Here is a 20,034-nt window from a genome sequence, read left to right on the forward strand (position 1 = left end):
CCCCCCCCTTATCTCCTGAGTTGGCGGTAGCCCCATCCCCCACCCTGCGGCCTGCTTCTCCCTCTCCCCAACTGCTGCGCCCCTCGCCGCCACCAGCACTTACACCACCTCCCCCACCTCGGCAAGTGGCTGCCAGCGGGCAGGTTGCCATGCAGGTGCTCTCAGTTCGCCGCGAGGGAGGGCAAGTGGTTTTGAACGTGGCGATGCAGAACAATTCGGCAGAGACGGTGCGCTTTCTCTACAGCTTCCTGAACGTTACTGACGACACCGGACGATCAATCAACGCCCTCACCCAAGGCCTGCCTGGGGAGTTGCCTCCCAACAGCCAAGTCTTCCAGGGAACTGTCCGCATCCCCGCCTCCAGCTTGGCCGGATCCCGGTCTTTGTCCTTGAGCCTGGCCGATTATCCCAGCCGCCGCCACCGAGTCGGCGTGAGCGGGATCCCGGTGCCGCAATAGCCCTGTCTGGAGACTGCTGGTACGATCGATGCAAAGCGGAGTTGAGAAGCGGTGCCCAGCCCAGCCTTTGAGCGCCCTGAGCAGATTCGGGAGCTCTTCGACCGCATTGCCCCCCACTACGATGCCCTCAACCAAACCCTGAGCCTGGGCCTGCATCAGGTTTGGAAGCGCATGGCTGTGCGCTGGTCGCGCGCCGGCCCTGGCGGGCACGTGTTGGATCTCTGCTGCGGCACTGGCGACCTGGCGCTACAACTGGCCCGCCGGGTGGGACGAAGGGGACATGTGGTCGGCCTGGATTTCTCCCCGGCCATGCTGGATATTGCTCGGCGGCGCTCCCGTCTTTTTCCCGGCTACTTCCTCGAGTGGGTGTTGGGAGACGCCCTGGCCTTGCCTTTTTCCGACGACAGTTTTGATGCCGTTACAATGGGCTATGGCCTGCGCAACGTAACCGATATCCCGCAGGCGTTGCGAGAGATTTGCCGGGTGCTCAAGCCCGGCTGTCGTGCCGCTATTTTGGACTTTCATCGCCCCACAGGGATCCCGTTTCTTGCTCACTTTCAGCGCTGGTACCTGAACACCCAGGTCGTTGCCCAGGCCCAAACCCTGGGACTGGGATCTGAATATGCCTACCTCGATCCCAGTTTGGACGGCTTCCCCTCTGGCGAAGAGCAGCGGCAAATGGCCTTGCAGGCAGGATTTTCTACTGCCAAGTTTTACCCCCTAGCCGGTGGCATGATGGGAGTGCTGGTGGTTGCAAGATGATCCAAACGGCTTCTCCCCTCGCTCCTTAGACCCCCCTCTTTCTTTGGGAGAGGGGCTGGGGGTGAGGGGGTCACCAGCAGTGCAGAGCGCCTGGCCAGCGTCTCAAACCGGTTGAAGAGGCAGCTTAGGATGCGGCCTCCGAGGAGACGCAGCGGACTTGGCCAAGAGGGGCTTGGCGGCTAGGGAGCAACATAGCGATCCTGGGAGAGGAGCTTGTTGCCGCGATAGACGCTCACCTGCAAATGCGGGGGATCCAGCCGCTGCTGCTCCACGTGAATGGGGGGTATCTGGAGGGCGTGGCGGGATCCCCGTCCCAGCACCGACACGATGAGATTTTGGCCGCGGATCTGAAGGCGCAGGCGCACCGGCCAAGGGAAGGGGTTGCGCAGCTTGAGGTCGGCCAAGCCGTACCAAACGGTGGCATCCAGGCCGGGGGGCACCGACTCCACGGGTCGGTAATGGGGGTGCCTTTCCACCACCTCCAGCCCCGCCAGCAAAGCCGCGTTGTATAGGCTGGAGGAGACTTGACAGATCCCGCCCCCAACCGAATCCAGGGTTTCGGCCACCATGAATACCGGTGCAGGCAGATAGCCCCGCTCGAGGGTGCGCGGCCCTACCACCTGGTTGAAAGAAAAAACTGCCCTTGGCCGAATGTAAACCCCATCCAGGCTTTGGGCAGCCTGGCGAATGTTGTGGAGCTGCGAGGGAGTGCGCTCCTGCAAGGAAGTGGTGTATCGGCTCAGGGTGGTTGGGGTGGGATCCGTCCACCATAGAGCCAGCAGGGCCAGAGCCAACCCCACCGACAAAGCCAATCCCCGCATCTTCCCTTTCACTTTTCCCAAGACACCTTGGCTTTCAAGAGAACCTCACCCTGGGGTTGGCGAGGGACGGCAGCGGCTTGGGCCGTAACCAGCACCTCTTGGGGGCGGGCGCCCTCTGGCAGCGGGTGTGGCGGGCGCAAGGCCACAAGTGCGGATCCCTGGGCATCCACCTGAAAGGTGCCGCAGTGGAGGATCTCGCCGTCGTCCAGCTTGAGCCAGAGATGGTAACGCTCTCCAGGGGCCGGTTGGGGCAGATCCCTTGCCGCCAAGACCACCTCCTGCCACTCTCCTGGGCGCAACAGCAGGTTGGCCGACCCCACCTCTCCCTGCAAGTTCACCAGACGGGATCCCGGCTGTTGCAAGAGATGGGACAATGTCTGCACCGATTCTAGCCGGGCCAGTTGTAGCGCCTGTCGCAGTCGCCAGTTGTCGAAAACCAGCAAAGCCAAGGCCCCTGCCGCCAAGCCCCCTACCCAGCGCCACTCAGCCGTGAGGCGACCGAACCCCAGAGAGGACAGTGCCGGCTGAAGAGGGGTCAGCGCCTCCTCAATGCCCGCCTCTGCCATCACCTTGCCCCGCAAGCTGGCCGGCGGAATCACCCCTGGCAACCCATAGGGCAGCAGATGCAGGGTTTCTTGCAGGGCCTGCAACTCTGCCAGCAACCGCGGGTCTTGGGTTAGGCGTGCCTCCAGGGCGCTTGCCTGTTCAGGAGACAAGTCCCCCAGCAGATAGCCGGCTAGTTCTTCCTGTGCTTCTGATGAAGGGGGCGAGGCGGCTTCAGACCCAGAACTTAACTCCAAGGAGAGCGATTCCCGCAACTTGCAGAGGGCCTGGCGAGTCCGGGCTTTAACCGCCTCCAGCGGGATCCCCCAGTGTTGGGCAATGTCCGCCTGGCTCAACCCCTGGTAGTAGAGCAGCTCGAGAACCTGCCGTTGGCTTTCCGGCAGTTGGCTGAGGGCCTCCTGCACCGCTTGCCGTCGCTCCTCGAGGGAGAGCTGCTCAAAAGGGATCGGAGCACTGCCATCGGCGGCGAGCAGGGGTTGCCAGTGTTTCAAAAAACGTTGATGGCTATCCTGGGAGCGCAGACGCTCAATGGCTCGCGAACGGGTCAACGCACACAAAAAACTGCTCACGGATCCCTGCCGCGGATCATAGTCGGGCTTGTGCCACAGTTCGACAAACACCGCCTGAGTCAGATCTTCCGCCTCGGCCGCATGGCCCAGGATCTTAAGGGCCAGCCCACAGATCAAGCCGGCATAGCGATCGTAGAGTACAGCCAGGGCAACAGAATGCCCTGCTGTGAGCGCTTCCATCAGCTCCACATCGCTGCGGGATGGCCAATCCCTCACCCGCTCGCGCCAGGGAGACGGAGTCCTTGGTTGCTCAGCCATGCTACACCCAGCGTCGTCCCACAGAAACGAAGATAGACCTGATGAAAGCCTATCCCCTCAGCCGCGGCGAGCCACCCACTCCAGCCCCAGCAGAGCCGTGTTCACCAGCAAGGCCAGGGATCCCACCGCTAGAGATCCAGCCCAGATTTTGTCGTAGCGACCGGCCTGGGCAATGCCCTCAAAAAGCAGGGTGCCCAGCCCCCCTGCCCCAAACTTGGCCCCCACCGTGGCAATGGCAATGGCCACAATTGCCGCCAGCCGCAAGCCGGCCAGGGCAACCGGCAGCATCAGGGGTAGCTGCACCTGCCACCACCGCTGCCAGAGGTTCATCCCCAGACCCTTGGCTGCCTCCAGAAGAGCCGGCTCCACTGATTGCAAACCCACGTACAGGTGGCGCACCAAGATCACCTGCGAGTAGAGCACCATCGCCACCACCACCGAGCGGGCATTGAGCCCGAACCAAGGGATCAACAAAATGATTAGAGCCAGGCTGGGCACCGTGTACAGGATGCTGAGGATCCCCATCAGCGGTAGGGCTAGCCAGCGCACGTGGTGAACCAGCAAAGCCAACGGCAGCGCCAGCACCAGCGCAATCCCCAAGGCCGTCGCCACCATTGCTAGGTGCTCTTGGGTAAGCTGCCACACCAAGCCGGGATGGCGGAGAAGGTAGCTCATGCGGATCCCCCCTCCAGCATGGCCAGATGGCGGATGTGATCCAGGGTAACGATGCCGATAGCCCGCCCGTCTTCCCACACTGTGAGAGCCGCCGCCCCCGTGCGCAGCAGCAGCGACAAGGCCCGCCGTAGGGTTTCGTGGGGCTTTACCACCGCCCCCTCCTGGATCTGGTGGTTGTGCGGGATCCGCTCCATCGCCGTTTCCACCCGCAGCACGCTCAGTTGCCGCACCATGTCGTCTGCCCCCAATAGCTCTCTGACAAAGGGGGTGGCCGGCTGGGTGAGCAGTCGAAAGGGAGTATCGAACTGCACCACTCGCCCCTGCTGCATCACCAAGATGCGATCTGCCAGGCGCAGCGCCTCTTCCACGTCGTGGGAGACGAAGAGGATGGTCTTTCTCAGTTGCCGCTGCAGGCGCAGGATCTCATCTTGTAGCTTGCTACGGGTGATGGCGTCGAGGGCCCCAAAGGGTTCGTCCATCAGCAGCAGATCCGGATCCCCGGCCAGCGCCCGCGCCAGCCCCACCCGCTGCTGTTGGCCGCCTGAGAGTTGAGCCGGGTAGCGACGTCGGTATTCTTGGGGGGGCAAGTTGACCAAGCTGAGCAGCTCGTCCACTCGCTCGCGGATGCGCTCCCTTGGCCAGCCCAAAAGTCGCGGCACCACCGCCACATTCTGGGCCACCGTCATGTGGGGAAACAACCCCACCTGCTGGATGACATAGCCGATGCGCTGGCGCAGCGCCGTCACCGGAAAGTGGCGGATATCCTGCCCATCCAGGCGAATCTGTCCTTGGGTGGGCTCCAGCAGCCGGTTCACCATCTTCAGAAGGGTGGTTTTGCCGCAGCCGGAAGGGCCGAGGATGACCACCAACTGGCCTGAGGCCACAGAAAAACTGCACTCCTCCACAGCCGGACGGGAACTGTGGGGGAAGCGCAGCGATACCCGCTCGAATTCAAGGGTGCTCACGCCGGGGCCTCGGGCAACGGCTATTCCTTCAAAATACCGGCCTCCACCAAGAAGGATCTCGCCACCTCTGCCGGCTCCTTGCGCTTGCCGCTCACCTCGTAGTTCAGCCGCTGCATCACCTCGTCCGTCAGCAACGGAGCAAGGGCGTTCAAAGCAGTGGCGATGCCGGGGTTGGCCTCCAGGGTATCTTTGCGCACCACCGGCGCCACCTGGTAAGGGGGGAAAAGCTGCTTGTCGTCCTTGAGCACCACCAGGTCAAAGGCGGCAATTTCCCCGTCAGTGCCAAAGGCCACCGCCACATCCGCCTCCCCATTGACCAAGCCCTGGTAGCGCAGGCCGGGATCCACCGCCTTGTAGGCTTTGAGGCGAAAGTTGCCGTAGACCGCTCGCAGTCCCGGCAGGCCGTCTTCGCGGGCTTGAAACTCCGGCGGCCCGATCATCACCAGCTCGCCTGCTCTGGCCACCATGTCTGAGAGGGTAGTGATGCCCAGCTCCGCCGCTCTGGCGCGGGTCATGGCCAGGGCCTGGGTGTTGTTCATGGGGGCCGGATCCAGCCAAACCAATTGGAACTGGCGCTCGTACTCGCGGGCCACCGTCGCGTATACCTGGGCCGGGTCGCTGCTGCTGGGCAGCTTGAGCACCGTCAGCAGGCCGGTGCCGGTGTACTCCGGGTAGAGATCGATCTCGCCGCTCAGCAGGCCGGCATGGGCCACCGGCGTTCCCCCCAAGTTGAGCTTGCGCTCCACCGCCAACCCCGCCGCCTCCAGAGCCAAGGCGTACATTTCCCCCAAGATAAACTGCTCGGTGAAGTCCTTAGAGCCGACCACAATCGGTTTGGCAAGGCCCGCTTGAGGGGCAAGAACAAGGGCGGCCAGCCCCGAGAGGGCCAGCAGAGCCAGGCGACGAGTGGTTTTGAGCATGGCAAAAGGGATCCCCAACTCGAGACAAGCGGCCCTGCCGAGAGTGTTCCGGCCTGGGCCAGGAAGTTGCGACTGCTAAGCCACCATTAAACCATTATTGTCCCCGATCCGTAACTGCAAGAGCGACAGCGGCACTACCGGCATTGCCCCGCCCCAGAGCCTCAACCCCATCCCATTAGCCTCTGCCGGGGGCCGGGAACGATCCGGTGACGGCCCGGATCTTCTGCCGCCGCCCAGCTCGCTCGATCTCCAGCTCCAGGGTGCTGCCCACCTCGGTGCGCTCCACCTCCTGTTGCACTTGGTCGGCGGTGGTGACGGCGCGGCCATTGATGGCAAGAATGATGTCTCCGGCGCGCAGGCCCGCCCGCTCTGCCGGGGATCCCTGGATCACCTCGCCGATGAGCACCCCCTGATCCACCGTCACGAAAATGCGGCTGTTGGGATCCTGGTTGAGACGTTCCTTCAGGTCGGGGGTGAGGGTGAGCATACGGATGCCCAGGTAGGGGTGATCCACCTTGCCGCGGGCGATCAACTGGTTGGCCACCCGCTGGGCTGTCTCGATGGGAATGGCAAAGCCCAGCCCTTGCGCCCCTTGGATGATAGCCGTGTTCACCCCGATCACCTCCCCTTGAGCATTGAGCAGGGGGCCGCCTGAGTTGCCGGGGTTGATGGCCGCATCCGTCTGGATAAAAGACACCCGCTTGTCGGGCACGCGGATCTCGCCGCTGGAGCGGCCCAAAGCGCTGATGATCCCAGCGGTTACGGTGTTGTCCAGCCCCAGGGGGTTGCCGATGGCAATGGCCCACTGGCCCGGCTCCAGCAGTTCGGAGCGGCCCAGCTTCACCGTCGGCAGGTTCTGGGCCTCGATCTTCACCACCGCAATGTCCGTCACCGGATCGGTGCCAATTACTTTGCCGTCAAAGCTGCGGGTATCCTTGAGCGTCACCGTCACCTTGTCGGATCCCTCGACCACATGGGCGTTGGTGATGATCTGGCCGTCCGGGCTGATGATAAAGCCGGAGCCAGTGCCCTGTTGCCGCCGTTGGCGGGGGATGGAAGGGATCGCTTGGCCAAAGAAATCCCGGAAGAAGGGATCGCTAAAGAACTCCTCTGGAAAAGCGCCCGGAACGCGCACCGTCCGCTCGGAGTCGATGCGCACCACCGCCGGCCCCACCTTTTGCGCCACCTCGGCGATAAAATTCAGGTTCAGTTGGGGCGGGGTTGCCGTCGTTTGCGCAGATACTCCGTTGCTTCCCATGAGAGCTGCTCCTAGCCCAATGCCCAAGAGCACCAGCAGCAGCGGCGAGAGAAGAGACTTAAGAACGGCCAAAGGCTCAAAAAAGGAACGAACTCCGTCCTGCTGATGCAAACGGGCAGGTTGAGCAGAAGCTTCTGAACTGGGAGAAGGTTGGCCCGGCATGGATGTGCTGCGCTTCATAGCTACCTGAGTCAAGGAAGAGAAGAGCTGGGAGCGCAGAAATACCTTGGCCCCCTGCGAAACCTAGGGCCTAATCTAGCATGGACAGCAGGGATCCCAAGGCGGCAGCCGCGGCGCTTTTCCGTACTTCCATCTGGGTTGAAGAGCAGCGGAATCTGCTTGCCTGGAGTAGCCACCCTATATCCAACTGGCTTTGATGGGGATAGAAGGCCAGACAGGGCTGTTGTCCCCAGCTTTGGCCGGCTTACAGCTAACGTAGAAGTGGTAGATCGGGGGTAAGACCATGACCAACCCAGCCCGTCGTCTGTTGGCTCCTCTACTCGCCGGTTTTCTCTGGCTACGGGCAGCCACCCCGGTTTTGGCGCAAAGGGATCCCTTGCCGCCACCGCCCCCCGGCCAGGGATGGCGCCCGGTGAACCCCCTTCCCCCTGATGAGCCAAGCCAGCCCTTTCAACTGCAAACCACCTTGCTGTTGCGCTCTGGGGATCTCATCCAAGCCGTGCATCGCTCTCCGGAAGCCCTCTTGATTGCCCCTGGCGAAACCCGCGCCGTCAGCCTTAGCCTGGAGACTCCCCTGCGGGATATCTACGGCAACATGGTCGTGCCGGCGGGAGCTATCCTAGAAGGCCAATTCCAGCCGGTGAGCGGCGGCACCCAGTTTGTCTCGCGGGCCTTGATCTTCAACGGCCAATCCTATCCTCTCTACGCCCAAAGCCAGGTAATCCCGCTGCGCAAGGATCCCCGCCACACTTCTGCAGAGGCAGTTGTGCAGGATGCCCTGATCGGGGCGGCGGCAGGGGCGATCTTGGGCGGCCTGTTTGGCGACCGGGTGATCTCGACGGAGAAGGTGCTAGGTGGAGCGGCAGCGGGGGCCGTGATCGGCAATGTGACGGCGCCGGAGGTGGCGGTGATCGATCCCAACGCCAACCTGACCCTGACGGTCACTCAGGACTTTCAGCCCTATCTGCCCTAGCGACACCTGAAAAGCGCAACTTAACTTTAACTCCCTAGCGCCGATCGCCATCCCTTGCCACACTGCCCGCCCTCAAGCTATTGCCCACTCCGCAAAGCTAAGCAGGGGTGGGTTGCTCTGTGGCCACCTGGGTCTATTCCGGCTGGCCCAGCAGGGACTGTTTTACGCTTATTGACAAACGTCCCCCTTGCCGGACAGCCGCTGCAGGAGTTGACGGGAAGGGAGCGCTCCTTTCCTGGGAGGCATTTTAAGAAGTGTGAAGATCTGAGATGGCAGACGGCAAGCATGTCGGAAAATAGCTTGCGGGTATGCTCGTCATACTCTTTAAAAAAATTGACTTGAGGATGGATGTCCATGAGTGTTGTCACGAAATCGATTGTGAATGCGGATGCAGAAGCCCGCTACCTCAGCCCGGGGGAGCTGGATCGGATCAAGTCCTTTGTTACCTCCGGCGAGAAGCGGCTGCGCATCGCTCAAGTCTTGACTGAGTCTCGCGAGCGCATCGTCAAACAAGCTGCCGATCAACTCTTCCAGAAGCGTCCTGACATCGTCTCCCCAGGTGGCAATGCTTACGGAGAGGAGATGACGGCAACTTGCCTGCGGGACATGGACTACTACCTGCGCCTGATCACCTACGGGATCGTTGCCGGCGATGTCACCCCGATTGAGGAGATTGGCTTGGTGGGGGTGCGGGAGATGTACAACTCTTTGGGCACGCCTATTCCGGCGGTGGCCGAGAGCATTCGCCAAATGAAGCAGGTGGCCATGGGCCTGTTGTCTCCTGAGGACGCGGCTGAGGCCGGTTACTACTTTGACTTTGTGGTAGGGGCAATGAGCTAATCCCTACATTGTTCTAACCGCGCAACTGTTTAACGTTCACCGATTTGGATTTAGGAAGCTCATCATGCAAGACGCGATTACTGCTGTGATCAATAGCTACGACGTCCAAGGCAAGTATCTCGACAGCTCGGCCATGGACAAGTTGAAGGCTTTCTTCGCCACGGGCGAGCTGCGGGTGCGAGCGGCTGCTACAATCGCGGCCAACGCCTCCACCATTGTTAAAGATGCGGCGGCCAAGGCGTTGCTCTACTCCGACCTCACCCGTCCCGGTGGTAACATGTACACCACCCGTCGCTATGCCGCTTGCATCCGCGACATGGACTACTACCTGCGCTACGCTACCTACGCCATGTTGGCTGGGGATCCCTCCATCCTCGACGAGCGGGTGCTCAACGGCCTCAAAGAGACCTATAACTCGCTGGGAGTGCCGATTGGGGCCACCATTCAGGCCATTCAAGCCATGAAAGAAGTAACCGCTGCCCTGGTGGGGCCTGAAGCCGGCAAGGAAATGGGTGTGTACTTCGACTACATCTGCTCTGGCCTGAGCTAACTGCCAGCGTCATTGCCTTGGCGTGAGGTTCATTGTCTAACGAGCATGACAGGCGATTTGCCGCAGGGATCTGGTGTGCTAACTGGGGTACGCGAGCTTTCTGAGGTGAGTCGCCTGTTTTGCTGGTCAAGTCAGTTACTTTGCTGTCAACAGGGATCCTTTATCATGCGCCTGTTTAAGATCACGGCCTGTGTGCCCAGCCAAACCCGCATTCGCACCCAGCGGGAGCTGCAAAATACCTACTTCACGAAGCTGGTGCCCTACGACAACTGGTTTCGGGAGCAACAGCGTATCCAAAAGTCGGGTGGCCGTATCCTGAAGGTGGAGCTGGTTGCCGGCAAGCCTGGGATAGACGTAGGACTGCTGTAGTTCCCCTGCCTGTTTGCTGTTTCTCCTCCATACTGAGAATACCCCCAGCCAGATCCGACATGCCCAGCTTCAGGAGGTTTGCCCTTGAAGTTGGGCTAGCGGATCTGATTGTTTTAGGGGGTGAGGAGCTATGTCGTCTGACGTGCCAATCCGACCTGAGCCGATCATCGTGGCTCGCGACCTGAGCAAGGTTTACCCGGTAGCCATTAAGGAAGCGGGGGTGGTCGGTACGTTGCGCCACTTTTTTCGCCGTACCTATCACTACATCGCAGCGGTGCAATCCATGAGCTTCCAGATTCAGCCGGGGGAGGTGGTGGGTTTTTTGGGGCCGAACGGGGCAGGCAAGACCACTACCCTCAAGATGCTGGCGGGTCTCATCTACCCTTCCGGGGGCACGCTGCAGGTGGTCGGCCATATGCCCTACCGGCGGGAGCCAGCTTTTTTGCGGCAGATCACCCTGGTGATGGGCCAGAAGCAACAGCTTATCTGGGATCTGCCGGCCATAGATTCTCTGCGGATTAACGCTGCCGTTTATGAGATCCCGGAAAAGGAGTTTCGCGAGCGAGTGGGGGAGTTGGCGGAGCTGCTCGACCTGCAGGGCAAGCTGAAGCAGCCAGTGCGCAAGCTTTCTCTGGGGGAGCGGATGAAGGCGGAACTGCTGGCGGCCCTGATCCACCGCCCGCAGATCTTGTTTTTGGATGAGCCGACCTTGGGGTTGGATGTTAACGCTCAGGCCGCCGTGCGGCAATTTCTGCGGGACTACAACCGCCGCTACGGGGCAACAGTCTTGTTGACCAGCCACTACATGGCCGACATTACGGCGCTCTGTGAACGGGTGCTGGTGATCAGCGCCGGGCAACTCATTTACGATGGCGGCCTCGAGGAGCTGCGGCAGCGCTTTGCCCCCTATCGCGAGGTGAAGCTGGAATTGGCTCGCCCCTGCCCCCTCGCCCAATTGCAAGTCTATGGAGAGCTGCGCAGCGAGGGGGATCCCGGCAGCAGCTGTGAGGTGCGGCTGTGGGTGCGGCGGGAACACCTCACCCAGACGGTTGCCCAGCTCCTGGCGGATCTGGAGGTGCTGGACTTGACGGTAACAGACCCGCCGATCGAGGAAGTAATCAGGCGGGTGTTTGCGGAAGGGATCCCTGCAGCCCGCTCCTAGAGGAGCACTCCTGGCGGCAGCCCATCAGATCTTCTGGGTGGCAGCCTGCCGTTGCTCAGCCGTCGAGCGGGCCGCGTGCAGAGCGGCGTAAAGCTTATTGAGGGCGTTCATATAGGCTTGGGCTGAGGCAACGATGATATCCGTATTGGCGGCGTGGCCAGAGAAGACGCGATCCTCGTGGCGCAGGCGAATGGTGACTTCCCCCATGGCGTCGATGCCGGCGGTAACCGACTGGACGGAAAACTCGATTAACTTATTGGGGATGTTGACGATGCGGTTGATGGCTTTGTACACCGCGTCCACCGGACCTGTGCCCACGGCGGCGTCCACCCGCTCTTCACCCTCAGGGGTGATCAGGCGCACGGTGGCGGTGGGAGCCTCGTGGTTGCCGCACACCACTTGCACGTGCTCCAGGCGGTAGAGATCGGGTACCGGGCGGGTCTCGTCGTTGACGATTGCCTCCAGATCCAGGTCGGTGATCTCTTTCTTCTTGTCCGCCAGCTCTTTGAAGCGCAGGAAGGCTTTGTTCAAATCCTGCTCTGAGAGCTCGAAGCCCAACTCCCGGAGGCGGGTACGGAAGGCGTTGCGGCCCGAGTGTTTGCCCAGCACCAGCGTGCTCGATTGCAAGCCGATGGTCTGGGCGTCCATAATCTCGTAGGTCTGGCGGTTTTTGAGCATGCCGTCTTGGTGGATGCCCGATTCGTGGGCAAAGGCGTTGGCACCGACAATGGCCTTGTTGGGCTGCACCAACATGCCGGTGAGGTTGGAGACCAGGCGGGAGGTGCGGTAGATCTCCTGGGTTTTGATGTGGGTGAGGGGTTTTTCCGAGTCCACCGGCAGGCCAAAGTAGGGGTTGAAGTAACTGCGGCGCACGTGCAGGGCCATCACCAACTCTTCCAGCGCCGCGTTGCCGGCCCGCTCGCCGATGCCGTTGATGGTCACTTCCACTTGCCGTGCCCCCTGCTTGATCGCCTCCAGAAAGTTGGCTACTGAGACTCCCAGGTCGTCGTGGCCGTGAACCGAGATAATGGCCTGCTTGATGTTGGGCACATTCTCGCGGATGCCCTTGATCAGTTGGCCGAACTCCTCAGGCATGACATAGCCGACGGTGTCCGGGATGTTGATGGTTTTGGCGCCGGCCCGAATGGCTGCCTCGATCACCTGGTAGAGAAACTCCGGATCGGAACGGGTGGCGTCCATCATGGAGAACTCCACATCGTCCACGAAGGACTTGGCGTAGGCCACCATCTCTTCGGCAATTTGCAGCACTTCGGCGCGGGTCTTGCGCAACTGGTACTTGAGGTGAATGTCCGAGGTGGAGATAAAGGTGTGGATACGGGGCTTGGCGGCGGGTTTAAGAGCTTCGGCTGCCGCTTCGATGTCGGCCTTGAGGGCGCGGGCCAGGCTGCAAATGACAGGGCCGTCGGGGGTGCCCACCTGCTCGGCCACCTTCTGCACCGCCTCGAAGTCCCCGGGGCTGGCATAGGCAAACCCAGCTTCAATGATATCGACCCCCAGCCGGGCCAGTTGCCGGGCGATGGCCAGCTTCTCTTCGGTGTTCAGCGTGGCGCCGGGACACTGCTCCCCGTCGCGCAGGGTGGTGTCGAAAATGAGCACGTGATCCAGAGCTTGGCCATCAAATGTGGAAACCGCCGCAGCATCCATAATCTTTTCGGACAACGAAACAGCGCTTTTTATTTTGACATCTTATTCTGGCACTGCTGGATGGAGTTTGGGATCGGGTTTGGAAGAGAGCTGGCGGGCTTCTGTCGGAGTGGCTGTAGGTCTTGCCATCTTTCTCTCGGGGGCGGAAGAGGTTGTGGGAAAGCGGATCCCGAAGGCTCAGGTCAGCAGGTGTTCGTATTCTCTCTCGTCAGGTGGGCCAGGTGGATCTGGCGCAGGGTGGGGCCGACGTAGCCAATGCAATCCAAGTAGGCCCTGATTTGGGCAGGGGTCAGCGGCTCTAGCATCAGCACAGGCGCCCCTTAGGTTGGCTTCGAGCGAGCATCTGGCCTATACCCTGGCCTTGCTGCGGATCCCTGGCCAGAGCCAGAAAAACAGTTTTTGGCGACGCCCCAACTCTCTACCACCAAAGAACAAAGCAAAAAGAGAATGCTACGATAGCGGCAAGAAAAAAAGAAGGCGAAGCGTTACATGGCAGAATATACTCGGTCGATTTCCTTTTACGGGCGGGAAATTGACATCAATATTGGGTTGATGGCTCCCCAGGCAGGTTGCGGAGTCTGGTTAACTTCTGGGGAAACTTCGGTCTTGGTTACGGCTACGCGACAACCCGGCCGGGCCGGTGTCGATTTCTTGCCTTTGCTGGTGGACTATGAGGAGCGGCTCTACGCTGCCGGGCGGATCCCAGGAGGCTACTTGCGGCGGGAAGGTCGGCCACCCGAGCGGGCCACCCTGATCTCTCGTCTTATAGACCGGCCCCTGCGGCCTTTGTTCCCAGAATGGCTGCGGGACGATGTGCAAATCGTGGCCACTACCCTCTCGGTAGACGACAAGGTGCCGCCCGATGTGTTGTGTATTTTGGGGGCCTCGCTGGCCATCCATGGTGCTCGCATCCCCTTCAACGGCCCGGTGGCGGCGGTGCGGGTTGGCTTGGTTAAAGATGAGTTCATCCTCAACCCCACCTATGCCGAAATCGAGGCCGGCGATCTGGATTTGGTGGTGGCTGGCTGTGCTGACGGCGTGATCATGGTGGAGGCCGGCGCCAACCAACTGCCGGAAAAGGACGTGGTCGAGGCCATTGAGTTCGGTTTCGAGGCCGTTCAAGAGCTGCTCAAGGCCCAACAGCAAGTTTTTGCCGATCTCAACATCACCCCTGTGGAGCTGCCCCCGCCCCCCCAAAACGAGGAGCTGATTGCCTTTGTGGCGGAACACGCCCAAGAGAGCATTCGCTCCATCCTTAGGCAGTTCCTAGACAAGACCAGCCGCGAGCAACAACTGGAGGCGATCAAGGCCAAGCTGGAGGCCCAGATCCAGGAACGGCCAGAGGGAGATCCCTTGCGGCTCTACCTCCTGGAAAATCCTAAGGAATTGGACAACCAGTTCAAGGCTTTGACCAAAAAGCTGATGCGCCAGCAGATCTTGCAGGAGGGGGTGCGGGTAGATGGGCGCAAGCTAGACGAGGTGCGTCCAGTCTCTTGCCGGGTAGGCTTGATCCCGCGGGTACACGGCAGCGCTCTGTTCAACCGCGGCCTCACCCAAATTCTTTCCATCACCACCCTAGGTACCCCTGGCGATGCCCAGGAGTTGGACGATCTGCACCCGGTGGACGAAAAGCGCTACATGCACCACTACAACTTCCCCGGCTTTTCCGTGGGAGAGGTGCGGCCCTCACGCTCGCCAGGACGGCGGGAAATTGGACATGGGGCGCTGGCGGAGCGGGCCTTGGTGCCGGTGCTGCCCAAGGAAGAGGAGTTTCCCTACGTGGTGCGGGTGGTGTCGGAGGTGCTCTCCTCCAATGGCTCCACCTCGATGGGATCCGTCTGTGGCTCTACTCTGTCCTTGATGGATGCCGGGGTGCCGATCAAAGCGCCGGTCAGCGGTGTAGCCATGGGTCTAATTAAGGAAGGGGACGAGGTGCGCATCCTCACCGACATCCAGGGCATCGAGGACTTTTTGGGGGATATGGACTTCAAGGTGGCCGGCACGCGGGCCGGGATCACCGCTTTGCAGATGGACATGAAAATTACCGGCATCACCGTGGATGTGGTGGAGAAAGCCATCCTGCAGGCTAAGGCCGGGCGTGACTATATCCTCGACAAGATGCTGGAGGTTCTCCCAGCACCTCGACCCCAGTTGGCCAAAACGGCTCCCCGTCTGCTCACGTTCAAGGTGGATCCGGAAGATATCGGCAAGATCATCGGCCCTGGCGGCAAAATGGTGCGTAGCATCACGGAAGCGACAGGAGCCAAGGTGGACATCAGCGACGATGGCACGATCACCGTATCCTCCTCGGTAGGCGGCCAGGCAGAAGCGGCGCGGGCGATGATCGAAAACCTAGTGCGGCGGGTAGAAGAGGGGCAGGTGTACCTGGGCAAGGTGACCCGCATCATCCCCATCGGCGCCTTTGTGGAGTTCTTGCCCGGCAAAGAGGGCATGATCCACATCTCGCAACTGGCGGAGTACCGCGTCACCCGGGTAGAAGATGAGGTGGCTGTGGAGGATGAGGTGGTGGTCAAGGTGCGCAGCATCGACCACAAGGGCCGCGTTAACCTCACCCGTCTCGGCATTAGTCCCGAGGAGGCGGCACGGGTGCGCAACCATCACCCCTGAAGTTGCGATTTTTCCCCAGCAACTGGGTGGGCAAGGGATCCTCTCGCCGGCCGTTGTCGGCGGCCAAGATGGCAGAGGAGGCACTCTTCAACTTGTTGGCCTCAACAGCCCCCTATGCCGAATCTCGCTGCTCCCCTTCTCGCTGGCCAAGGGCGTGATCCTCAAAAGCAACTGTCTCCCTCTCGGCGGCGACTGGGCTGGGCCTTGGCTTGGGGCCTAGGGTGGGCCACCTTGCTCAACCTTTCTGCCCAGCACCCTTTGTTGCTGCGGCTGGAGAGCGACGCCCAGGAATGGCTCTACGCTTGGCGCGGCCCTCAGCAGCCTTCCCCGGAGGTGGTGATCATCGGCATCGATGGCCGCAGCGATGGGCAGGGAAAAAATGGTGATGGCCAGCACAATGTTGACTTTCTCCTGGAACGGGCTAACTACGCTGGCCTGACCTTGCGCCTACTGGAAGAGGCCAAAGCCAGGGTGGTGGTGTTAAACCTGCCCAGTAGCTTTGTGGTGCCGCAGAATCTGGGTAACGAGGACCTGGATGCTCCCCTGCGTCAGGTTATCCAGCGCTACCCAGATCGCGTGGTCTTGGCTACCCGCAGCAGTGAGAGCTTTGGTCGTTCTGAGATCAACATCTACAACCACTTTTTGCCCTTTTCCTCCCTGCGGCTGGAGTACTTAGTGGCACCGGAACATGTCCAGGGAGTGGTGCAACACCGCCTGGACGGGGCTGGAATCCTGCGCCAGGCCCAGTTGCGGGGGCTTTACCTACGCCGCGACAGCCAGAAGGAGCAGATGTTTGCCTCGGCGGAGGCCTTGGCTTTTGCCAAGTACGACCCGGAGCGGGCCAGCCGCTGGTTGCGCGAACGGGGTTTGCAGCCAGTTCAATTCAACCCCCTTGGATCCCAGCACAGCATCCCCATCATTCCCATCGAGCAGATCTGTCCGCCGGTGATCTCCCAGACGGGATCCGGCTCCCCAACGCTCAGCCCCGGCCAAGCCTGCCGCGGCCAAGAAGGGATCCCTCCCCTCGACCCCAAAGTTGCCGACCAACTACGAGACAAAATCGTCCTAGTGGGCTTTGTGGGGGGGTACCCGGAGACCTTCCCGGTGCGGACGGTGGATGGATCCCAGATTGCGGCAGTCGAGCTGCAAGCGCAAATCCTCTCGAGCCTGCTCACCGGAGAGGTGTACCGATCCCTGCCGGCAGGGCTAGCGGCGGGGGTTGTCTTCCTGCTGGGTGCGGGAACGGGCCTGAGCTTGGTGCTCTATCGCCCCTCCCCGCGACAGAATTGCCGGGACTGGAAACAACAGCGGTTTCTCCTCTGGCCGGTGGTGGGGCTGACCGCTTATGAGGGGTGGGCCGTAACCCAATTTTTGCTGTGGCGTTGGATTTGGCCACTGACCTTGCCGGCTTTGGCTGTCGGCCTAGCGGGGGTGAGCCTGCTTCTGACCTTGGTAATCCTGGAGAACCAGGAGCGGCTCTTGGCCCAACAACAGGAACTGGAGCGTCTGCGCCGGGCCGAGCAGGAGGCCGCCATCGACCAAGCCCGCAAGCTGCTCTACCGCATTGCCACCGACATTCACGATCGTGAGCTGCAGGAGCTGAAGGTGGTGATGGACGAGCTGGAAAGCTTGCAATGGCAACAGCAGCAGGGTAAGGATCCCGATCCTGCCATTTACGATCGTCTGCTGGAACAACTGGAAAGGATCGGGCGAGGCATTCGCGAGCAGCTTAACGATGTGCGCACCCTGGCCACCAAGCTGCGCATTTCCCCTAGCTTGCGGGAGGGCTTGCACCGGGGCATTGACACCTATCTGGACGAGCTGATTCGGACGGGCAGCCTGACCTTGCCTGTGGAGCGCCATCTGCAACCTCTGGAGGAGCCCAATACTAGCGAGTGGTTTGACCAACGGGAGGATATCTTGCGCTTTTTGCGAGAGGCCATCGGCAATGTCATCGCCCATGTGCAACCTCCCAAGGGCAACGCCTCCTTCGTCAAGGTGTCGTTGGTGCAAAAGGAGCGCCACTGCTGCTTGTCGGTCATCAATGACGGCGTAGAATACGCCCCCAGCCCCGGTGGCGGCTATGGCAGCAAGGCCATGAATACCATTGCCCGCTACCTGCCCAAGGGATCCTGGCATCGCACCCACACCCCGGAGGGCTATACCTACGTCGAGCTGCACTGGGAGATGCCACTTTGAAAGACTTGGACAACACCGGGAAAAGGGAACTTTTGTCTGCATTGAGGCTTCTTTCTTGCCTAGCTGGTCGCCCAGCCCCAGCAGACCACAGGCATAGCTTCCCCCAGAGCTTGAGATACAGCCTGTTAAAGAGTTAAGGGGTACAGTAGCAACTCCGGCGCATACCCAGGCAGGTATAGGATTCGCACACCTATCCCCCTAATCAATTCCTCAACTGCCCAACTCTTATGGATAGTTAATAATCACAACCTTCCTCTAGCTTCAGACATAACTCACTTCTCGAAGACTCCAAAACATCCCCTTTCCTCATTCCACCCTTGATGACACGACGGCCAACCGCACCTCTCAGGGAAATAGCTCGAATAACAGTATGCTTTTCCCCCTTACATCTCTGACAATAATGCTAAGCTCTTTGACCCCGTAAGCTGCGAGCTCCTCCCCGTTCTCTTCCCTCCCATACCCCTGTCTGGTCGAGGGCAATCAAGTCCTCCGCTGCAATATCCCTGCCTTCTTGACTATAAGCTAGTCGTTCTCTTTGCACCTCCTCTTCTTGGACTCTCGCGCTGCGGTAAGTCTTTTTTTTAGAGTCATCCCTTGCTTTTTCAAGAAGTTGTGTATCGTAACAGTACTTACATCAATCCCTAAGCGCTCCCGCAACAGTTCTTGGTATTGCCACAGGTAAAAGTCTGGGTGTTCTGCAATGATTGCCATCACTTCCTGTCGATGCTGTTCCAAAATACCCACTCGCTTGGTGCCTACTTTCTTGGGAGTTAAGTCCTGAGTTTGTTGGTACTGTCGCACCCAGCGGTGTACTGTTCTTTTGGTCACCATGAACCGTTCGGCTACCTGGCGGATAGAGGTCTGACCTGCCTGATAAGCTGCTACAACTCTTTGCCGTAGATCCAAAGAATGGGTTGGCATCTCTTTCTCTCCTTCCTCTTGAATACCTGTACCCTATTTTAAATTAACAGGCTGTAGCATTTATGCTCTTGCAGGGGAGCTCAAAGGGAGAAAGTGGCTGGAGAGGAACTTAATGCCAAGTTTGGAGAGGGTACCTGTTGGATAATGACCAGATTCCTCGGAAGGGGATGTGGGGTAGTTTACGCTTTGATCGGCACTTTCTTCTCTAGCCACTGGGCCACTTGATCAGCCAAATCAACCCCTTCTAACTGGCAGATCTCCCGCAGCATAGTTGGGCTGGTGACATTAATCTCTGTCAGCCGTTCCCCGATGACATCAATTCCAACAAAATAGAGTTTCTCCTGCCGCAGCACCGGCGCCAAAGCTGCGCAGAGGGCCCGTTCTTTTTCGGCAATCTCGGTTTTCTCCACCCGACCCCCAGCGGCCACATTGCCACGGAAATCCCCCTCCCCAGGGATCCGATTGACGGCGCCCAAAGGCTCGCCCTCCAGCAGCAAAATGCGCTTATCTCCCGCTGCTGCCTGCGGCAAATACTCTTGCACCATCACGGGCAGCCGACCGAATTGGGTGCTCAGCTCAATTAAGGAATTGAGGTTTGGATCGCCGGCGTTGATCCGCAGGATCCCTTCCCCACCCTTGCCGCCCAGGGGCTTGAGTACCGCCTGCCCCACCTGCTCGACGAATTGGCGTAGCAAGGCCTTGCTGCTGCTGACGCAGGTACGCGGGATCCACTCTTGGAATTGCAAAGCATAGAGCTTTTCGTTGGCGGAGCGGATCCCGGCAGGATGGTTGAGCACTAGGGTGCGGCGGGGGGAGAGATGATCCAGAAGGTAGGTGGCGTAGAGATAGGCCGCGTCCACCGGCGGATCCTTGCGCATCCATACTGCTTGCATCTGGCTCAAGGGCAACAAGCGCCGTTCTTTGACCTCGTACCAGGGATCCGCTCCTAGATCCAACACAATTTCCTCAACGGATCCCCAGGTTTCCCCTTGATCCCAGTAGAGGTCAGCCAATCCAAGGCAAAAAATGCGGTGGCCTCGTCTCTGCAGCGCCTCCATCAAGGCAACGCTGGTGTCGTGGTTCACCTGCAACTGAGACAACGGATCGACAATGAAAGCTACCTGCATGAATGGTTTGAGCAACGAAAAGCTGCCCTGAGTATGCAACAAATTGGAGCGGATTGCTCCCGGCTAGCAGGCCGGTTCGGCAGTAGTAGAAAGATGAACTACCCCACCGCGCAGGCGGGTGGGGTTTCCCCATCCGCTTTACGGCGAGATTTTTGTCTCTTCCTCTGCCC

General features: G+C 60.3%; 16 protein-coding genes and 3 pseudogenes. 9 read left to right on the forward strand and 10 right to left on the reverse strand.

Annotation, left to right across the window (positions count from 1 at the left end; genetic code table 11):
- Positions 1 to 458 (forward strand): annotated as a pseudogene (locus tag NW863_RS06965) (hypothetical protein); the annotation flags it as partial.
- 51 nt (positions 459 to 509) lie between these two features.
- Positions 510 to 1,220 carry a bifunctional demethylmenaquinone methyltransferase/2-methoxy-6-polyprenyl-1,4-benzoquinol methylase UbiE gene (ubiE, locus tag NW863_RS06970; protein WP_414365504.1) on the forward strand — a complete coding sequence of 237 codons (711 nt, stop codon included), beginning with the start codon at positions 510 to 512 and terminating at the stop codon, positions 1,218 to 1,220.
- Positions 1,221 to 1,399: 179 nt separating this feature from the next.
- Here ubiE and NW863_RS06975 read toward each other — a convergent pair whose 3' ends face one another.
- The 6 genes from NW863_RS06975 to NW863_RS07000 form a co-directional block, all read right to left on the reverse strand.
- Positions 1,400 to 2,041: a VanW family protein gene (locus NW863_RS06975; protein ID WP_414365506.1), complete on the reverse strand. Its 642-nt coding sequence runs from the start codon at positions 2,039 to 2,041 to the stop codon at positions 1,400 to 1,402.
- Positions 2,042 to 2,049: 8 nt separating this feature from the next.
- Positions 2,050 to 3,432, reverse strand: coding sequence for a sigma-70 family RNA polymerase sigma factor (locus tag NW863_RS06980; RefSeq protein WP_414334361.1), 1,383 nt, complete (start codon positions 3,430 to 3,432; stop codon positions 2,050 to 2,052).
- A 57-nt stretch (positions 3,433 to 3,489) separates the two neighbouring features.
- A complete protein-coding gene (locus NW863_RS06985; protein WP_414365508.1) occupies positions 3,490 to 4,107 on the reverse strand; it encodes an ABC transporter permease in 618 nt (205 codons plus the stop codon).
- A complete protein-coding gene (locus NW863_RS06990; protein WP_414348773.1) occupies positions 4,104 to 5,072 on the reverse strand; it encodes an ABC transporter ATP-binding protein in 969 nt (322 codons plus the stop codon). Before NW863_RS06990 ends, NW863_RS06985 begins: the two co-directional genes overlap by 4 nt.
- Positions 5,073 to 5,092: 20 nt before the next feature.
- Positions 5,093 to 5,992 (reverse strand): glycine betaine ABC transporter substrate-binding protein, encoded by a 900-nt coding sequence (locus NW863_RS06995; RefSeq protein WP_414334367.1) that lies wholly within the window; start codon positions 5,990 to 5,992, stop codon positions 5,093 to 5,095.
- 175 nt (positions 5,993 to 6,167) lie between these two features.
- A complete protein-coding gene (locus NW863_RS07000; protein ID WP_414334376.1) occupies positions 6,168 to 7,412 on the reverse strand; it encodes an HhoA/HhoB/HtrA family serine endopeptidase in 1,245 nt (414 codons plus the stop codon).
- Between the two features lie 301 nt (positions 7,413 to 7,713).
- On the opposite strand from NW863_RS07000, the gene NW863_RS07005 reads away from it, so the two are divergent.
- From NW863_RS07005 to NW863_RS07025, 5 genes are all read left to right on the forward strand, one after another.
- Positions 7,714 to 8,403 carry a hypothetical protein gene (locus NW863_RS07005; RefSeq protein WP_414365510.1) on the forward strand — a complete coding sequence of 230 codons (690 nt, stop codon included), beginning with the start codon at positions 7,714 to 7,716 and terminating at the stop codon, positions 8,401 to 8,403.
- A gap of 354 nt (positions 8,404 to 8,757) precedes the next feature.
- Positions 8,758 to 9,243, forward strand: a complete 486-nt coding sequence (gene apcA / locus NW863_RS07010; protein ID WP_011431038.1) for an allophycocyanin subunit alpha — start codon at positions 8,758 to 8,760, stop codon at positions 9,241 to 9,243.
- A gap of 64 nt (positions 9,244 to 9,307) precedes the next feature.
- Positions 9,308 to 9,793: an allophycocyanin subunit beta gene (apcB, locus tag NW863_RS07015; RefSeq protein ID WP_414365512.1), complete on the forward strand. Its 486-nt coding sequence runs from the start codon at positions 9,308 to 9,310 to the stop codon at positions 9,791 to 9,793.
- A 165-nt stretch (positions 9,794 to 9,958) separates the two neighbouring features.
- The gene (locus NW863_RS07020) at positions 9,959 to 10,162 is read left to right on the forward strand and encodes a phycobilisome linker polypeptide (protein WP_414365520.1); all 204 of its coding nucleotides are present in this window, start codon (positions 9,959 to 9,961) and stop codon (positions 10,160 to 10,162) included.
- A gap of 130 nt (positions 10,163 to 10,292) precedes the next feature.
- Positions 10,293 to 11,324, forward strand: coding sequence for an ABC transporter ATP-binding protein (locus NW863_RS07025; RefSeq protein WP_414365514.1), 1,032 nt, complete (start codon positions 10,293 to 10,295; stop codon positions 11,322 to 11,324).
- 24 nt (positions 11,325 to 11,348) lie between these two features.
- Here the strand turns inward: NW863_RS07025 and NW863_RS07030 are convergent, their stop codons facing one another.
- Positions 11,349 to 12,989, reverse strand: coding sequence for a 2-isopropylmalate synthase (locus tag NW863_RS07030; protein WP_414365522.1), 1,641 nt, complete (start codon positions 12,987 to 12,989; stop codon positions 11,349 to 11,351).
- A 182-nt stretch (positions 12,990 to 13,171) separates the two neighbouring features.
- Positions 13,172 to 13,294 carry a hypothetical protein gene (locus tag NW863_RS07035; RefSeq protein ID WP_414365516.1) on the reverse strand — a complete coding sequence of 41 codons (123 nt, stop codon included), beginning with the start codon at positions 13,292 to 13,294 and terminating at the stop codon, positions 13,172 to 13,174.
- A gap of 184 nt (positions 13,295 to 13,478) precedes the next feature.
- Here NW863_RS07035 and NW863_RS07040 point away from each other — a divergent pair, with 184 nt between their 5' ends.
- A complete protein-coding gene (locus NW863_RS07040) occupies positions 13,479 to 15,617 on the forward strand; it encodes a polyribonucleotide nucleotidyltransferase (protein ID WP_414365518.1) in 2,139 nt (712 codons plus the stop codon).
- Between the two features lie 114 nt (positions 15,618 to 15,731).
- A pseudogene (locus NW863_RS07045) lies at positions 15,732 to 16,835 on the forward strand (CHASE2 domain-containing protein); the annotation flags it as partial.
- 1,130 nt (positions 16,836 to 17,965) lie between these two features.
- On the opposite strand, the pseudogene NW863_RS07050 reads toward NW863_RS07045, so the two are convergent.
- Positions 17,966 to 18,737 (reverse strand): annotated as a pseudogene (locus NW863_RS07050) (IS630 family transposase); the annotation flags it as partial.
- 179 nt (positions 18,738 to 18,916) lie between these two features.
- Positions 18,917 to 19,864, reverse strand: a complete 948-nt coding sequence (gene gshB / locus NW863_RS07055; RefSeq protein WP_414365524.1) for a glutathione synthase — start codon at positions 19,862 to 19,864, stop codon at positions 18,917 to 18,919.
- Between the last annotated feature and the right edge of the window lie 170 nt (positions 19,865 to 20,034).

Origin of the sequence: Synechococcus sp. B60.1 (assembly GCF_047462555.1) — a bacterium.
Taxonomy (GTDB): domain Bacteria; phylum Cyanobacteriota; class Cyanobacteriia; order Thermostichales; family Thermostichaceae; genus Thermostichus.

Excerpts from the sequence above, each read along its gene's own strand:
- NW863_RS07025 (WP_414365514.1), top strand. The coding sequence starts at position 10,293 with ATGTCGTCTGACGTGCCAATCCGACCTGAGCCGATCATCGTGGCTCGC.
- NW863_RS06980 (WP_414334361.1), bottom strand. The coding sequence starts at position 3,432 with ATGGCTGAGCAACCAAGGACTCCGTCTCCCTGGCGCGAGCGGGTGAGG.
- gshB (WP_414365524.1), bottom strand. The coding sequence starts at position 19,864 with ATGCAGGTAGCTTTCATTGTCGATCCGTTGTCTCAGTTGCAGGTGAAC.
- NW863_RS07000 (WP_414334376.1), bottom strand. The coding sequence starts at position 7,412 with ATGCCGGGCCAACCTTCTCCCAGTTCAGAAGCTTCTGCTCAACCTGCC.
- apcA (WP_011431038.1), top strand. The coding sequence starts at position 8,758 with ATGAGTGTTGTCACGAAATCGATTGTGAATGCGGATGCAGAAGCCCGC.
- NW863_RS06995 (WP_414334367.1), bottom strand. The coding sequence starts at position 5,992 with ATGCTCAAAACCACTCGTCGCCTGGCTCTGCTGGCCCTCTCGGGGCTG.
- NW863_RS07040 (WP_414365518.1), top strand. The coding sequence starts at position 13,479 with ATGGCAGAATATACTCGGTCGATTTCCTTTTACGGGCGGGAAATTGAC.
- NW863_RS07030 (WP_414365522.1), bottom strand. The coding sequence starts at position 12,989 with ATGGATGCTGCGGCGGTTTCCACATTTGATGGCCAAGCTCTGGATCAC.
- NW863_RS06975 (WP_414365506.1), bottom strand. The coding sequence starts at position 2,041 with ATGCGGGGATTGGCTTTGTCGGTGGGGTTGGCTCTGGCCCTGCTGGCT.
- NW863_RS07020 (WP_414365520.1), top strand. The coding sequence starts at position 9,959 with ATGCGCCTGTTTAAGATCACGGCCTGTGTGCCCAGCCAAACCCGCATT.
- apcB (WP_414365512.1), top strand. The coding sequence starts at position 9,308 with ATGCAAGACGCGATTACTGCTGTGATCAATAGCTACGACGTCCAAGGC.
- NW863_RS06985 (WP_414365508.1), bottom strand. The coding sequence starts at position 4,107 with ATGAGCTACCTTCTCCGCCATCCCGGCTTGGTGTGGCAGCTTACCCAA.
- NW863_RS07035 (WP_414365516.1), bottom strand. The coding sequence starts at position 13,294 with ATGCTAGAGCCGCTGACCCCTGCCCAAATCAGGGCCTACTTGGATTGC.
- NW863_RS07005 (WP_414365510.1), top strand. The coding sequence starts at position 7,714 with ATGACCAACCCAGCCCGTCGTCTGTTGGCTCCTCTACTCGCCGGTTTT.